The organism is Pantoea sp. XY16 (assembly GCF_025153065.1).
Lineage (GTDB): Bacteria > Pseudomonadota > Gammaproteobacteria > Enterobacterales > Enterobacteriaceae > Pantoea > Pantoea alfalfae.
In genome coordinates this window covers 383,222-398,332 of record NZ_JANZNP010000005.1, presented here as the reverse complement: position 1 = coordinate 398,332, position 15,111 = coordinate 383,222, and the positions used below count along the sequence as shown (strand labels likewise).

Below are 15,111 nucleotides of genomic sequence, written 5' to 3'. Positions count from 1 at the left end.
TTGACTTTATTGATTATGATCATCATCATTATATTGACACCACAACCCACCATTAACGGGCGAATAAGCATGACGAATCAGACATTATTTCAACCCTATGAACTTGGCTCACTAACACTGGCCAACCACATCGTGATGGCACCGCTGACACGTAATCGGGCCGGAGCGGGGCTGGTACCGGGCGAACTGGCGGCGACCTACTACGCCCAGCGTGCCACAGCAGGATTGCTGATCACTGAAGCGACACAGATCTCCGCACAGGCGCAGGGCTATCAGGATACGCCGGGGATCTACACACAGGCTCAGATCGATGGCTGGCGTAAAGTGACTGACGCGGTGCATGCCAAAGGTGGGCGCATATTTGTACAGTTATGGCACGTAGGACGAATTTCGCATGTCGATTTACAGCCGGGTGGGGCTGCACCGGTCGCGCCGTCTGCGATGCGCGCCGGGACGAAAACCTTTGTGAATAATGGCTTTGCTGATGTTTCTGAGCCACGTGCGCTGGAGTTGCAGGAAATACCGGGGATTATTGACGATTTCAGAAAGGCATCGGCCAATGCCATTGCCGCCGGATTTGACGGTGTAGAGATTCACGGCGCGAATGGTTATCTACTGGAACAGTTCCTTAAAGATGGCGCCAATCAGCGAACTGATGAGTACGGTGGCTCTATCGAGAACCGTGCGCGCCTGCTGCTGGAAGTTACAGCGGCTGTTAAAGATGAGATTGGTGCTGACCGCACCGGCGTGCGCATTTCACCAGTTTCCCATGCTAATGCCATTTCATGCAGTGATCCGCAGCCATTGTATGACTACGTCGCTGATGAACTTAATGCATCAGGCATCGTGTACCTCCATGTAGTTGAAGGTGAGACGGGCGGCCCGCGTGATGTTTCACTGTTTGATTACGACTCCCTGCGCCGGCGTTTTAAAAACACCTATATCGGCAACAATGGCTATGACCTGGAACTGGCGTCCACTCAGCTTGCGCAAGGCAAAGCCGATCTGTTCGCGTTCGGTCGCTTGTTCATCTCCAACCCGGATCTGGTCGAAAGGCTGAAGACGGGCGCGCCTCTGGCCTCACTCAATCCTGAAACCCTTTATGGCGGTGGCGCAGCGGGATATACCGATTACCCGTCGCTGACTGAGGCCAGCAAGTAAAGCCCTACATACATCGCACATTGCAGATTCTTTTTACACATTAATAAAGAAGATCAACTTATGACTAAAGCTTCAGTTCTCATCACAGGCGCATCCACGGGTATTGGTGCTGTTTACGCAGAACGGTTTGCCAGCCGGGGCCACGACCTGGTGCTGGTCGCGCGCGACAAAACGAAGTTAGAAACACTGGCCGCGCGTCTGCGACAGGAAAATGGCATTTCTGTCGACGTTCTGCCTGCCGACCTCACGCAAACGCGTGATTTAGCCGCGGTCGAATCCCGTCTGCGTGAAGACACACGGATTGGCACCCTTATCAATAACGCGGGTATCGCGCAGTCTGGCAGTTTTACAGAGCAGACGCCTGATTCGATAGAAAGCCTTATCGCGCTTAACGTCACCGCCCTGACCAGACTGGCCAGTGCCGTGGTGCCACGCTTTGTGCAAACGGGCGAAGGATCGATCGTCAATATCAGTTCCATCGTCGGACTCGCCCCGGAATTTGCCATGACGGTTTACGGAGCAACCAAAGCCTTTGTGCTTTTCCTGTCTCAGGGAATGAATGTCGAGCTGTCATCTAAAGGCATTTATATCCAGGCGGTGCTTCCTGCCGGCACTTATACGGAAATCTGGGACCGCGCAGGTATCGACATCAGTAACTCGGCAAATTTCATGGAAGTGGGCGAGTTAGTGGATGCCGCATTGGTGGGCTTTGACCGCCGTGAACTCGTCACCATCCCGCCTTTACGTAATGCTGCCCACTGGGACACCCTTGATGCTTCGCGTCAGGCGCTGCTTACAGACATCAAACAGGATGAAGCCGCTGAACGATATAAAACACGGTAATCAATGAGGTGCACTGTGCAGAACGGTCTTCCGGCTGTTCTGCGCAGCGGTAAATCCGACATAAATCCCTTACAGCCTGTCGTCTCATCCGCGATGAGAAACCTCAAACACATCATTAAGGTCTTATTCAGCATGATAAAAAAACGTGTTGCACTGGTTACCGGTGCGTCCTCGGGTATCGGCGAAGCGACTGCCCGTAAACTTTTAGCCGCTGGATTTACTGTATATGGCACAAGCCGGCGTGGTTCACAGGCGGGAAAACAATCGTTTCCGTTACTTACGCTGGATGTGACCGACGACGCCTCTGTCGGGGCCGCCATTGAGGAGTTACTGGGTCTGGAAGGGCGTATCGATGTTCTGGTGAACAATGCGGGCTTTGGGGTCGCTCCGGCGGCGGCGGAAGAAAGTTCTGTTGATCAGGCCAGGCACATTTTCGACACCAATTTTCTGGGCATCGTCAGGTTGAGCCGGGCAGTAATCCCTCATATGCGCCGTCAGGGCAGCGGGCGTATCATCAATATTGGTTCGATACTCGGCATCGTTCCGTTGCCGTATGTGGCACTTTATGCGGCCAGTAAGCATGCGGTCGAAGGGTATTCGGGCGCACTGGATCATGAACTGCGCACGCAGGGCATCAGAGTTTCTGTCATCGAACCTGCTTACATGAAAACACAGTTTGAAGCCAATAATATCGAGCCGGACGCCAGGCTTCAGGAGTATGACCAGATTCGGGCTAAGCTGACGAAAGTAGTGAACAAGGCAATGGCTGAGGCGGAAAGTCCAGAGGTGGTGGCTGACGTGGTGGTTAAAGCCGCACAGACTTCACGTCCAAAGATTCGCTATACGGCAGGAAAGCTGGCTGGTCAGTTGAATTTTATTCTCAGGTTCGCCCCTGCGTCATTCCTGGATAAGGTGGTGCGCAAAAGTCTTCAGCTTGATGCAAAACAATAAATGAAGAATAAGACGATGAAAGCATTTACGTTTAAACGCTACGGTAAATCCCCTGAGCTGGGATTTGAAAACATCGATTATCCAGCCCCTGCTGCTGATGAAATCCTGGTTAAAGTTTACGCCGTGGGTCTGAACCCGATTGATAACTTGATCCCAACCGGAATATTCAAGCCGGTTTTGCATTTCAAGCTCCCCGCCACATTGGGTAGCGACTTAGCTGGGGTTGTGATCGCAGCGGGGAGTCGCGTGACGCGTTTCAAGCCAGGCGACGAAATTTTCGCCAGCATTTTCGACACGGGAACGGGTTCTCTTGCTGAATTTGCTTTAGTGACTGAAAGCGCTGCGGCCATGAAACCCGTAAACCTGGATTTCGTCCAGGCGGCTTCGCTCCCGATGGTGAGCCTCACATCCTGGCAGGCGCTGACAGATCGAGCCGGGTTGCAGCCAGGCCAGAAGGTTTTCATCCCGGCAGGTTCCGGGGGGATTGGCAGTTTTGCTATCCAGCTGGCCAGACAATTTGGTGCAAAGGTGGGAACGACTACCAGTACAGACAATGTCGAATGGGTAAGTCATCTTGGCGCAGATGAAGTTGTTGATTATAAAAAACAAGATTTTGAAAAACAGTTGAGTGACTACGATGTGGTTCTCGGCACTATCAGAGGCGACTCAATTGAAAAGTCTGCCCAAATTCTCAGGCCGGGCGGAAAGATTGTTTCTCTTGTCGGCCCGTTAGATACTGCGTTCGCCCGGACTCGGGGACTAAACTTTCTCCTGCGTTTTGTGTTCGGGCTGATGAGCCGCAGGATTTTGCGTCTTACCAGAAAGCGAGGCCTGACCTATTCATTTCTTTTTGTCCGGCCTGATGGCGATCAGCTTACTCAAATCTGTAAACTCGTAGAAACTGAACAAATCAAGCCTGTGATCGACAAGGTATTTACTTTCGCGGAAACAAAAGAAGCTCTTGCCTACCTTGGGCAGGGACATGCGAAAGGCAAAGTCGTCGTTAAGATACCGAGTGACAGCAACTGAGGTCTGCATCTGCTTAAGGAAAATCGCCAGAGTCTCTTGCTTCGGACAAGAAGCGCAGCATGTGCGCATTTCTCTCACAGCGTACCTTGCCACGCGCGCACATAGGTTCTGTGTCAGGGGCATCAAAAACGTGGCGCAGGGGCTGCTTTTGCTGGATGCGAATAGTGCGACGCGCAAGTCCATTCTGTGCCAGAAGCGGACATTGGTCAGTCGGCATTGAAGTAAATACCCCACATTGCCCAGCCCTCTGTCCGGGCTGGCAGTCGTGAATCATCGAGCACTTTAAAAACAGCGTCATCAAAGTCCATGGATCGCTGAAGGTCATTTGTACCAATCGTGATATACGTCAGCATTTGATTACAACCTCTCGCCGTTTGTCTGAACAGATATTATACCGTTCACAGCAGCAATGAAGATTTACCTGATGCGCTAATTTCCGTTTCAAATCATCGCACCGGCTATCAAAAGCACCATATCAATGGCTGCCGCTGGCATGCCTCTGTTAATCAATAAGCAACTTCGCTGACGGTTACGCTCTCCGCAGTGGAACAACGACCAAAGCCCGCTTCTCGATCAAAAAAAACGTAACCGCTGGCACATTCTCCAGGCAGAAAAGCCCGCTGTGTGAACACAGCTATTCAGCCACATTTTTCCCTTTCCCAAACCTGAAAATATCCGCACCGAGGCGTCTTTTTAACATTCTGATACGTCTGTTCGATGGGAAAAATCACAGGAAATTTAAAAAACCGCCGGACTCTGCCGATAACCTCAGATATCGAAACTCTGTCCGCAGGAAAAACATTCATGTCACCATCCGACACCCATAGTAAGCAGCAGGAAATTAGCGAAATCACGGCGCGTGCTGGCTCCATCCTGCGGCAGCTTCGCGACAGTCTGCAACAGCTAGGGCTTGATAAAACCATTGCAGATGTGGCGGGAAGTATCCCCAATGCCCGTGAAAGACTGGGTTATGTGGTCACTATGACCCGTGAAGCCGCAGAGGGCGTCATCAACAGCGTGGAGATCACGCAGCCTCTGCAAACCGAACTGGGCGAAAAAGCGGAGAAGCTCACTCAACGCTGGGATGCCACTTCCGGGAATCCGTCGGACAAAGAACAGGATCAGGCATTAGCTGCTGATACTGTTGCCTTACTGGATGAGGTCCCCCGCATCACGGGTCTGACACAACAGCAGTTGCACGCGATTATGATGTCACAGGGCTTCCAGGATCTTACCGGACAGATAGTCCAGGCGATGATGGCCGTGCTGAATCAGGCTGAGCAGCAGCTGATACAGGTCATCCGTGATAACACTGGTTCACATGGCACGACCGAGCGCGCAGCGCCGTCTAAACCCGCTTCCTCATCAGAAACCCCTGCCAGCCAGGATGATGTAGACGACCTGCTGGCCAGTCTGGGAATGTAAGCAGATATAAAAAAGCAAGGCTGAGAACGCATGATTGAGAAGAGGAAGGTCGGCGGCAAGTCAATCTGACTGAAAGCCAAAAATCCTCTTCATGCTCAACACCCGCTTATCTGCCATAAAACCGGCAACAGTTTTCACCCGGAATGACCTTATGCCTGAGCGGCTTTATAACGTTTTTCCAGCTTGTTCAGAAATTTAAAGAGTACCTGATTCATTTCGCTGTAATCATGCGCCCGAAGTTTTTCCGGCGTGTCAACGAAGCGGTATTCTGCAGCACGGCTCAGATCTTTGTCAGGATGCGCGATCAGCAGCTCAACAACATCCGGCGTCAGTTCCATATGGCACTGGAACCCAAACACATGGTCGTAATATGAAACGATCTGGCGCGGGCAGCCTTCGCTGAAAGCAATCATTTTTGCTTCCGGAGTAAGACCCGGCATGCCGTTATGCCAGTGGCGACATCAAGCGATTTCGTAAAATGAGAGAACAACGCATCCCTTCTGCCCTCTTCAGTCAGGGTAATCGGAAATTTGCCAATCTCTTTTTCCGGGCTATGGGCGAACGGCGCATCGAGCGCTTCACCGGTCAACTGTGATCCCAGGCAGATACCAATCACAGCCGTACCGGTTTTAACAGCGGAGGCAATCAGCGCCTGCTCACCTTTTGAATCGAAGTGCGGGCACGCTTCAGATGTTGTGGCTGGATCTTGTGGACCGCCCATAATGATTAGAAAATCGATGCCCTGAGCGTTGGCTGACAACGCATCACCTGCGTATCAGTGTGAGTAAGTCACATCATGACCCTGATTTCTCGCCCATGTTTCTTATGCCCTGGTGCTTCGAAACGTTCATGTAAGTAAAGTGTACCCGCATTAAGACAGGCTCCTGTTATACCTGGGATAATCTGGCGATAAACATTCTCTATCCCGTGAACTCGCACGCCGGATGATTCCGATTTAAGTATCATAGTGGCAGGGTCTGAATCTGAAATGCCAGGTAGTATAGATAAAGCGCCGGGACATGAAGACTTTACTGGCTGGTCTGGCACGGCTATAAGCTATCAATGTGGATAAATCGATCCTCCCCAACATCATCTTGAGTGGCAATAACGCTATGCCGTCAGGAGGTCATGCTGGTTGAAACGGAAAACAACCGATGGGTTATCCCCCTCAGGGTGCATTGTGGCTGCCACCTCTGCAGATCCATAGTTACAATTTGCTGTCTCATACCGATCTTAGGGCTCTCTGTTTTAGTTGCAGCCTTTTCGCAGAATGCACCAATTTTACGAAGAGTGACCCGGTACACGTTATTACGGCGCTGCCCCTGGTGAAAGAACTGATAACAGGTCTGTTCAGTGAGAACGACAACAGGCCGAGTCAGCGCAATATGGCCCTGTTGCTTCTGGAAATACTCAGCGAAACTCAACCATTAACTGCAGTACTTCCAATGCAAAATGATGAGCGATTATTCTCTGCTGTCAGGGAACTACTGGTTAACCAACGCTGAGAAGCATCGATGAGTGTTCTCGCTTTTATAGCGGCGATGTCAGAGCGTACCTTTTCGCGATTGTTTATTAAAGGTACGGGCTGTAGTTTCAACACCTGAAAGCAAAGAGCAATGATTTATGTTTCGCTGGATCAACTCGCGAATGGCATTCCAATCAAAAAGGCCGCTTATGAGCCTGGCATTTCATGTCCGGCGTCCTATAGCGCTGCTTTCCGTTCCATTCTGAATTCAACACCGCGTGATTTTTTGCCTTAATCTGTGAATCAATTTCCGCCTTTCAATTAAAACAGACGCAGGTAAAAGACAATCTGTTTACGCTGAAAATGCACTTCGGTTAAAACAGGGGCGCTCCTGAACGGCTCTCGCTTCACTGACGCTGAAGAGACGCACGCTGGCGCTTTATTTGAATATCCTGATACGTCTGACAGAAGGAAATTACGCCGGGCTTCGCGACAGTCTGCAACACACGGGGCTTGATAAAACCCTTACTGATGTAGCCGGATGTACGTGAACGCCCGTGTAAGGCTGGGTAATATGATCGCTATAACCCGTGAAGCAGCAGCGTCATCAACAGCGTGGAGATCATGCAGCCCCCGCCACCAGGAATCTGCGCTGGGGGAACGGGTTGTTCTGGCTGTGAGCAAACCTATTATTCAAGGTCTGCTTTGTGCCAGTAGGAGGTGTAAACAAACAGGATTGTTTTGAGCGGTCATAGAAGGTCACCGTATTACATTTTTATGTGTTGACGGAATGATCCGCCTGAGTCCGATGGAATCATTGCTGCCTCACAGGGATTCTGCTTTTTTAACAGTTATTTTATTCATTCAGGCCAGCGAGTATCTGCAGGTAAAGTGCGTGCTGTTCCGCAGGAACCGGAGTGATGAACTCTCTCAGCCATGTTCTGGCTACAAAAATTTTATTGAGGCGCTCGTCGTGGCAGTTATCTGTTGCCATGTGTCCCAGTTCAATCAAAAGGGAATTAATATTTATCTCTTTTTCAGCGAGGGCCAGACGTAGTGCGGCCTCGCTAATAATTGTCTGCCCTTTATCTTCATCTCGTAGTGGCATAGTCTCATCCTCAGGTTAAATTCATTAATACATTTCTAATCCACATGCCACACAAAATATCATTTCACTAAACATTCAGAGATTGATTGAAGTTGAGGATTCCACCATATTACCTGTCCTGTATTTGCAGCTAATCTGTTTAGCTGATTTATTTCTTCAGGACTACTGCTGCAGGCCTGCCTGTGACAGTTTATCGTCATAATCGCACCATACTTTAAGATAAAACCGGCGTTTTTTAATTTTTACAATAAAATATTTATACGTTCTTAAAAAGCGAAATTATCACGGTAAAAGTGTGATTGAAGCCTTCACAGGTTTAATCTCATTCTGCTATCGATAATGGGTAGCCCAATACAAGATTTATGATATTTAGCTATATTTATCATAAGCTTGCGTGGTTTATTTTGGATGCACACTGTGGGTGAGCATGATGAATGCAAACGTGCGCATTTCTCTACACGCACTTATTTACATTTCCTTTCATGCACAGGTAAAGATGCTTATTAATTGTCTGTCCGCTAAAACAAGGTTGATACCAAACCATAACCGCAATGACAATCAATCCAGGTAGTGTCCAGCACTAACCGAAGCGGGATGACTCATTAAATCCTTCCTGAAAACACCTTTTTAAATGCATTCAAAAAAGGTGTAAACAAAGCATCTTTTTTACCGATACCGTATTGAAGCCTGAGGTTATTTCAGGAGCAGGGTATTATTTAACACTGGGATTATTAAAATGAATATTATAAAAAAAGTTACGGATTTAAAAATAGGGGGCAAACTGGCGCTGGGATTCACACTGGTCATCCTGGCCTCTGTTATCATAGCGGCGCTCGCGTTTCGCTGTTTTTTAAGTATTCAGGAAAACTCAGCCAAGCGGGATGTTACCGTTCAGATGCTGGACACGCTGGCAAAAGCCAGGCTTAACCGCACGCTTTTTCAGTACACCCGGGATAAAAAGTTTATCGAGATTAACGGCGAGGCGATGAATCAGCTGTTTGCTTTACGAACCAGTCTCGATAAGTACTCGTGGTCAGCCGAAGGAAGTGAGAGGCTTTCTCTCCTGGGTGTGGTTCTGGCGCAGTATCAGGAAAAACGTCGGGCCTTTCTTGAGAGCAGTGACAGGGCTGCACTCGCGTTTAGTCAGATAAACACGATGGATCTGGCCTCACTGGCTGAAAAACTGGCTTCCAGTCAGGCTTCTGTCCCCGCAGGGATTGCTGCGCCCCTGCTTTCTCTCAGTTTCAAAACAGAGCAGGCAGCGTTTTATATCCAGGCCTTTATCAGAAAGCCAGAGTCTGTCGCGCTGGATAAATTCACTGGGATCAGGGACACGATTGCTCCGCTTGTTAACCAGCTCAAAGGCGATTCTGACAATGCGCTCGCTGAAATACTGGCGGAAGTGGACCAGAAAACTTTATCGGGTTCCGCCCTGTTAAATAATTATCTCCTTTCGGTGCGGGCAGAAAGCCTGGCTTCAGAGGAAATGACCGCAGCGGCAGGCAAACTGAATAGCGCCATCACAGGACTCGCGTTCTTTCAGTCAGAGATGGCTCAGAAGTATATCCACACCGCAATCTGGCAGATTGGTTTGGCTACCCTCGCCTGTATTATTCTCAGCCTGATTATTGCCTGGCGAATGACGCGGAGCATCACCATCCCGCTGAGAGAAACGCTGTCGTCTGCAAAACGTATTGCTGAAGGTGACCTGACGTCAGAAATAACCAGCTCCCGCACTGATGAGCTTGGCGAGCTGATGACTGCCGTGGGCACCATGAACCAGAGCCTGCGTAACATCATCTCGCGGGTCAGGGACGGCGTGAATAACGTTGCCCGCGCCTCCTCTGAAATTGCGGCCGGTAACACCGATTTGTCGTCACGTACCGAACAGCAGTCGGCTGCAGTGGTCGAGACGGCTGCCAGCATGGAAGAACTGACATCCACGGTTAAGCAAAATGCGGAGAACGCGCATCACGCCAGCCAGCTGGCTACCGACGCGTCACACAATGCCAGCCGCGGCGGGAATATCATCAGCGACGTGATTAGCACCATGGGGGGAATAAGTCAGAGTTCAGGCAAGATTGGGGAAATCATCTCCGTTATTAACGGCATCGCTTTCCAGACGAACATTCTTGCGCTAAACGCCGCAGTCGAGGCGGCCCGGGCTGGCGAGCAGGGGCGCGGATTCGCTGTGGTTGCCGGTGAAGTCCGCAACCTTGCGCAGCGCAGTTCGCTTGCTGCAAAAGAAATTGAGACGCTGATAAGTGAGTCTCTAAGCCGGGTAAGTAACGGGACCGAGCTGGTTAACCGTGCCGGCAATACGATGGAGGATATCGTCAGGTCTGTATCGCAGGTCAGGGACATCATGGGTGAAATTGCCGCTGCGTCGGACGAACAGAACCGCGGGATCACGCAGATTGCGCAGGCCATGACGGAAATGGATACAACTACTCAGCAGAACGCTGCGCTGGTTGAAGAGTCATCCGCAGCGGCCAGCAGCCTCGAAGAGCAGGCGCTCGAGCTTGAGAGAACCGTTGCCGTGTTCCGTGTGCCTTCTTCCGGATTGCTGACGCCGAAGGTTCAGGCGGTCACGCCTGTGTTAAAACCTCAGTCGTCCTTCAGGACATCAGAAACCAACTGGGAAACTTTCTGATATCCATCCGGCAGCCAGAGGTGGGTTTAACCTCATCTGGCTGTTTCCTTCCGTAAATTATATCGGTAAGGTGACAAGCCTTTTTATGACGCTGAGTCAGTCTGGGCTGCGCCCTGCTGACTAATACGCACTGATATCAGCCGACACATCTGCTTGTTACCTATGATTTCTTCCGAATGTTCGCTTCTGGCACGAAGCGGACGTTGTGCAGGCCAATGTCCGCTTTGAGCGAAAAGCAGAATCCATCTTGTCAGTCCAGATAATGCGCAGTTAATGATTTTTAACTTAATACACGAAATTTCCCCTGGGAATTACCTCTTACTGGCACCTGACCTGTGTGCCACATATAACTTTTAATGCGGTCACAGAAAGCGAGCGTGAGTCGCGCGCATCGTGAACAGGACAAAAGGTGCATATACCAGAGCTGATATAGCACCTTATTGATGAGAGACAGGATGTGTAACCTGATAAAAATCATTTATTCTGCGGAAAATGTTTAACGGTAAATTTTATCGTCTCAGCAATACCCGCCTTGAAAATTCTTTTTTGAGCTCAACGCTGTATGGGGCGTTATAAAAGCTTACCTTCTGAAATTTCTCATCGAATTCCTTATTCAGATGTTTATTGACAGGAATTGAGCCAAAAACGTTATGGAGTTCGCTTTGCGTTTTTTCACTGATCAGCCAGTTGACAAACAGAGCAGATGCAGCGGGGTGTGCTGAATTTTTAGCTATTACTACAGCGTTGGCACCGGCAGGCATATCAAACCCGGGTACATAAAATTTTATGCGTGATGTCACTGCACCTGTTTTTTTAAGAGTCAGCAGGTGATCTTCCCACGCAGGTGCCAGAATAAGCTCGCCATCATTGATACGGGTAAGACTGTCTGCCTGCGATTTTGTGAGCGTGATCTTACTTTTATTTTTAATAAACCATTCCCATCCTTTATCCCACTGCTGGAGAACGGCCGGGTCTGCTTTATCAGCTAACTTATGCTCTCCCTGTCCGTGGAGTGTCAGTACTCTCTGTATAAAAGCTTCACCCGCCCCGCCATTTTGCGGATCATTGTATCCAAATAAATTTAGATTGTTGTCGATGAAGCCCTGAAGCTCCTCCAGAGTCTGAGGCAGTTTTTTGTCCTGCATTTGCAGCGGGTCATACGCAAACCCGGTCTGGCTTCCCCAGAATGCAAGGCCATATCCCAGGAAGTCGGTACCATTGACTTGACTATAGCCATTCTGGTATTCAGGAAGCCATGCTACTGGCGAAACGGTATGAGAGTTAAGGACAAGTGGCATCTGGCTCATCGTAAAGCCTACTACATCAAGCTTCCCGGTTTCTTTATTTTTTTCAGCAAGAATTTTATTCAGATTCCCGTCTATGGTCGATTCAGGAATGATTACTTTAATACCGTACTCATGTTCAAATTCTTTTACAAAATTTCGCCATTGTGGCTTGAGATACCAGACATTAAAGTTAACTGTCCCTTCGTTTTTTGCCTGGGAGACAACCTCGCTCCACGTCATTTCTGAAAGCTGCGCTCCCTTTGCCGCGGAAAAAGAGAGACAAGTAACCGTTATAACGGTAGTTAAAGTTAAAAATCGTTTCATATTAACCTCTTCATATTAATATTTGCCAGTTGCCTCAGCCGCATAATTATCCTTCAGCGCTCTTTCAATGATGATCATAAGGAAGATGTTAGGAATGATGAGTATCATTGATACAACTGCTGCGTCTGGTCTTACAAACGTGTATCCAAGGAAAGAATAAAGTATTGTCGGAATGGTAATAAAATCCGGTGAACCCAGTACATATGAAACGGAAAATTCCTCAAGACTCCTGACGAAACACAGTATCAGAGTAGCAAGAATGGCACTCTTCAGAAAAGGCAGATAAGCATTCCTGAATGTTGCCCACCTGTCCGAACCCAGATCGCGGCTGGCGTCAATCATCTCCTGCGGTACAGCCCGGAAACCGGCGGAAAGTATTCTTATTGCATAAGGCAGTGCGAGGACAGTATGTCCCGTAACGATGCTGATAAAAGGATTTTCGATATCGAGTTGCAAGATCATGGCGCTGAAAAATATGCCGATCAACATACCCGGCATAACGAGGGGGATCAGTGTCAGGATTTCAGCTATCCCTTTTCCTCTGAAAGGTATGCGTCCGAAAGCATAAGCAGTAGGAAGAGCCAGTAACAGACTCAGGGGAGCTACTGTTAACGCTATCGAATAACTGTTGAACATAGCGTCAGGAAGCGATGTCGTCTGCCACATATTTACCCATCTTGTGAAAGAGAGGCTGTCCGGAAATATGTCAGGGAAACTCCAGGGATGTGCAGGGTCAACCATCGACCATATTACCGCCATGCCCACGGGCAGCCCAAGCCATATAAAATTAGCAATGAGAAAAAAAGCTACCGAAACTCTCATGACTACACTGGTCTTTTCTGGACTGTTCACGTTCATTTCAGGTCGCCTTTGCATGTCATGAAAGGTGTTATCATTAACTTAACTGCTATACTGAATAATAGTGAGGTTATCATGATGATCATGGCAATCACGGCAGCGTTATTCCATTCTCCGTACTCCATAGCCGTTGACTGCATCAGTCGCGCAAGTGAATAAACATCATGAGGCCCGGCGACTGAATAAAAAGCAAAGTCACCGATCGCATCAATGAATACAATAATCAATGCCACCTGCACTGCGGGCAGGGTAAGTGGCAGTACAATAGTGATAAACCGCTGCCACTTATTAGCGCCTAAATTTACCGATGCGTTTAAAAGATCATTTTTCACAGTATTCACTGAGCTGCTTATCAGAATCAGCGCAAAGGGCATATTCTTCCATATCTGCAGGACAATGACTCCCGTGCCGAAACTGTCATTCTGCATACGCAGCGGCGCACCGATAACTTTTGCGGCCAGAAGGAATTCATTAATAGCACCATGGAATGAAATGATGTTAATAAATAAAAAGGCTGCAACAAGGCCAGGAATAAACATAGGTATACGCAGTATGGCAATGATACTTTCTTTCATGGGCAGCGGCTTTCTCAGCCATAAAGCGATGGGGTAGGCGAGAATAACGGCCCCCAGGGCTCCGAGAAGTGAAACTTTCAATGAATAAAGAAGTGAGCTCACCAGTACGGGATCGCGAAGCATCCCGGACCAGTACTGAAGTGTAAAATAACTTTCACCCGTCAGATTAAAATAGCCAATACTCTGCGCTATCAGAACATAGAATGTTGAGCCCATAAGCATAAGGATAGTACCAAGCCCGCTTATCATAAGAAGCCAGGCAAATAACTCCTGCCGGACATTAGTTTTCATATCACAGGCTCCAGAAATACGATGGCATTTTCAGGCAAATAGAAACATGCCTGCTCACCGGTTTTAAAGTAAGGTTTTTTTATAAGTTGCAGCCGCACGCCGGTTCCATCGCTTGTGTGCCCCAAAGCCTCGGTATGGTTTCCCATAAAAGCCATACTTTCAACGGTGATGGTAAAGTGATTAGAGTCTTTTCTGCTTTCCGGAATGTATACAGCATCTTCGGGTCGCCAGCATATCCAGCAATGATCGCTTTCAGGTACTCTGGAAGAGCTGACGTAGAAGCCCCCCATTGAAGTGGATACCCTGTAATAGCCGGGTTGTTCTGCCCTGCATATGGTTGCCTGCATAATATTTGCCGCACCAATAAAATCGGCAATAAAGCGGTTTGCCGGCTGATAGTATATTTCTTCAGGTGTGCCTGCCTGCGCAATGTTCCCTGCATTAAGTACCACAATTTTGTCTGACATGGAGAGCGCTTCACTCTGGTCATGCGTCACATAAACTGATGTAAGGTTGTGGCGCTCCTGAAGCTGCTTGATTTCATATCTCACACTTTCACGCAGCTTTGCATCCAGATTGGAAAGAGGTTCATCAAAAAGCATGACGTGAGGCTTTGTTACCATGGCTCTCGCGATCGCAACTCTTTGCTGTTGCCCGCCTGAAAGCTGAGAAGGCATTTTGTGTCTTTGTGATCCGAGGCCCATCTGTTTCAGCACGGTATTCACCGTAGCTTTCTGTTCGCCAGGGGGGATCCTCTTCTGCTTCAGCCCATAAGCAATATTGTGAACAACATTCAGATGAGGGAATAAAGCGTAAGACTGGAAACACATCGCAGTGCTTCGCTTCTCCGGGGGTAGTGTATTAATTGCCTGACCGTTCAGAATGATGTTTCCACTGTCTGGGGTAACGAATCCCGCAATCATCTTCAGAAGGGTTGTTTTACCGCATCCGCTGGGTCCCAGCAGGGTGACAAACTCCCCTTCTTCAACATCGAAAGAGATCTCTCTCGCTGCATAGTACTCGTCAAAACGCTTTGTAATTTTTTCAAGTCTCAGTTTAGCCATCATGCAGTCCCTAATTATCATCACGATTAACTTTAATGATTAAACATTAAAATTTTGTGACAGTGAATTACGTGAGGA

Annotated in this window: 11 protein-coding genes and 2 pseudogenes; 7 read left to right on the top strand and 6 right to left on the bottom strand. The window is 48.7% G+C overall.

Annotated features, from left to right (window positions below):
• Nucleotides 1-69: 69 nt before the first annotated feature.
• The 5 genes from N1689_RS09645 (at nucleotide 70) to N1689_RS09625 (ending at nucleotide 5,409) form a co-directional block, all read left to right on the top strand.
• Complete coding sequence (locus N1689_RS09645; protein ID WP_260058709.1) at nucleotides 70-1,161, top strand: alkene reductase; 1,092 nt, start codon at nucleotides 70-72, stop codon at nucleotides 1,159-1,161.
• Nucleotides 1,162-1,221: 60 nt separating this feature from the next.
• The gene (locus N1689_RS09640) at nucleotides 1,222-2,004 is read left to right on the top strand and encodes an SDR family oxidoreductase (RefSeq protein ID WP_253417809.1); all 783 of its coding nucleotides are present in this window, start codon (nucleotides 1,222-1,224) and stop codon (nucleotides 2,002-2,004) included.
• 132 nt (nucleotides 2,005-2,136) lie between these two features.
• On the top strand, nucleotides 2,137-2,955 hold the full coding sequence (locus N1689_RS09635) for an oxidoreductase (protein ID WP_222925646.1): 819 nt from the start codon (nucleotides 2,137-2,139) through the stop codon (nucleotides 2,953-2,955).
• Nucleotides 2,956-3,984, top strand: a complete 1,029-nt coding sequence (locus tag N1689_RS09630; protein WP_161736720.1) for an NADP-dependent oxidoreductase — start codon at nucleotides 2,956-2,958, stop codon at nucleotides 3,982-3,984.
• An 804-nt stretch (nucleotides 3,985-4,788) separates the two neighbouring features.
• Nucleotides 4,789-5,409: a protein phosphatase CheZ gene (locus N1689_RS09625; RefSeq protein WP_161736721.1), complete on the top strand. Its 621-nt coding sequence runs from the start codon at nucleotides 4,789-4,791 to the stop codon at nucleotides 5,407-5,409.
• Nucleotides 5,410-5,558: 149 nt separating this feature from the next.
• On the opposite strand, the pseudogene N1689_RS09620 reads toward N1689_RS09625, so the two are convergent.
• Nucleotides 5,559-6,281: pseudogene (locus N1689_RS09620) on the bottom strand (glutamine amidotransferase-related protein).
• Nucleotides 6,282-6,397: 116 nt separating this feature from the next.
• On the opposite strand from N1689_RS09620, the pseudogene N1689_RS09615 reads away from it, so the two are divergent.
• Nucleotides 6,398-7,169: pseudogene (locus N1689_RS09615) on the top strand (AraC family transcriptional regulator).
• A gap of 561 nt (nucleotides 7,170-7,730) precedes the next feature.
• Here N1689_RS09615 and N1689_RS09610 read toward each other — a convergent pair.
• The gene (locus tag N1689_RS09610) at nucleotides 7,731-7,982 is read right to left on the bottom strand and encodes a hypothetical protein (protein WP_222925541.1); all 252 of its coding nucleotides are present in this window, start codon (nucleotides 7,980-7,982) and stop codon (nucleotides 7,731-7,733) included.
• Nucleotides 7,983-8,718: 736 nt separating this feature from the next.
• Between N1689_RS09610 and N1689_RS09605 the strand changes: the two genes are divergently transcribed.
• Entirely contained in the window at nucleotides 8,719-10,635 is a 1,917-nt protein-coding gene (locus tag N1689_RS09605; RefSeq protein ID WP_260058706.1) for a methyl-accepting chemotaxis protein, read from the top strand.
• Between the two features lie 509 nt (nucleotides 10,636-11,144).
• Here the strand turns inward: N1689_RS09605 and N1689_RS09600 are convergent.
• The 4 genes from N1689_RS09600 to N1689_RS09585 are packed head-to-tail and all read right to left on the bottom strand — an operon-like array spanning nucleotide 11,145 to nucleotide 15,033.
• Nucleotides 11,145-12,245 (bottom strand): ABC transporter substrate-binding protein, encoded by a 1,101-nt coding sequence (locus N1689_RS09600; RefSeq protein WP_150029134.1) that lies wholly within the window; start codon nucleotides 12,243-12,245, stop codon nucleotides 11,145-11,147.
• Nucleotides 12,246-12,260: 15 nt separating this feature from the next.
• On the bottom strand, nucleotides 12,261-13,103 hold the full coding sequence (locus N1689_RS09595; protein WP_253418031.1) for an ABC transporter permease: 843 nt from the start codon (nucleotides 13,101-13,103) through the stop codon (nucleotides 12,261-12,263).
• Nucleotides 13,100-13,969 carry an ABC transporter permease gene (locus N1689_RS09590; protein ID WP_260058704.1) on the bottom strand — a complete coding sequence of 290 codons (870 nt, stop codon included), beginning with the start codon at nucleotides 13,967-13,969 and terminating at the stop codon, nucleotides 13,100-13,102. Before N1689_RS09590 ends, N1689_RS09595 begins: the two co-directional genes overlap by 4 nt.
• Nucleotides 13,966-15,033 carry an ABC transporter ATP-binding protein gene (locus tag N1689_RS09585; protein ID WP_046102998.1) on the bottom strand — a complete coding sequence of 356 codons (1,068 nt, stop codon included), beginning with the start codon at nucleotides 15,031-15,033 and terminating at the stop codon, nucleotides 13,966-13,968. The genes N1689_RS09590 and N1689_RS09585 overlap by 4 nt, the downstream gene beginning before the upstream one ends.
• Nucleotides 15,034-15,111 lie beyond the last annotated feature (78 nt).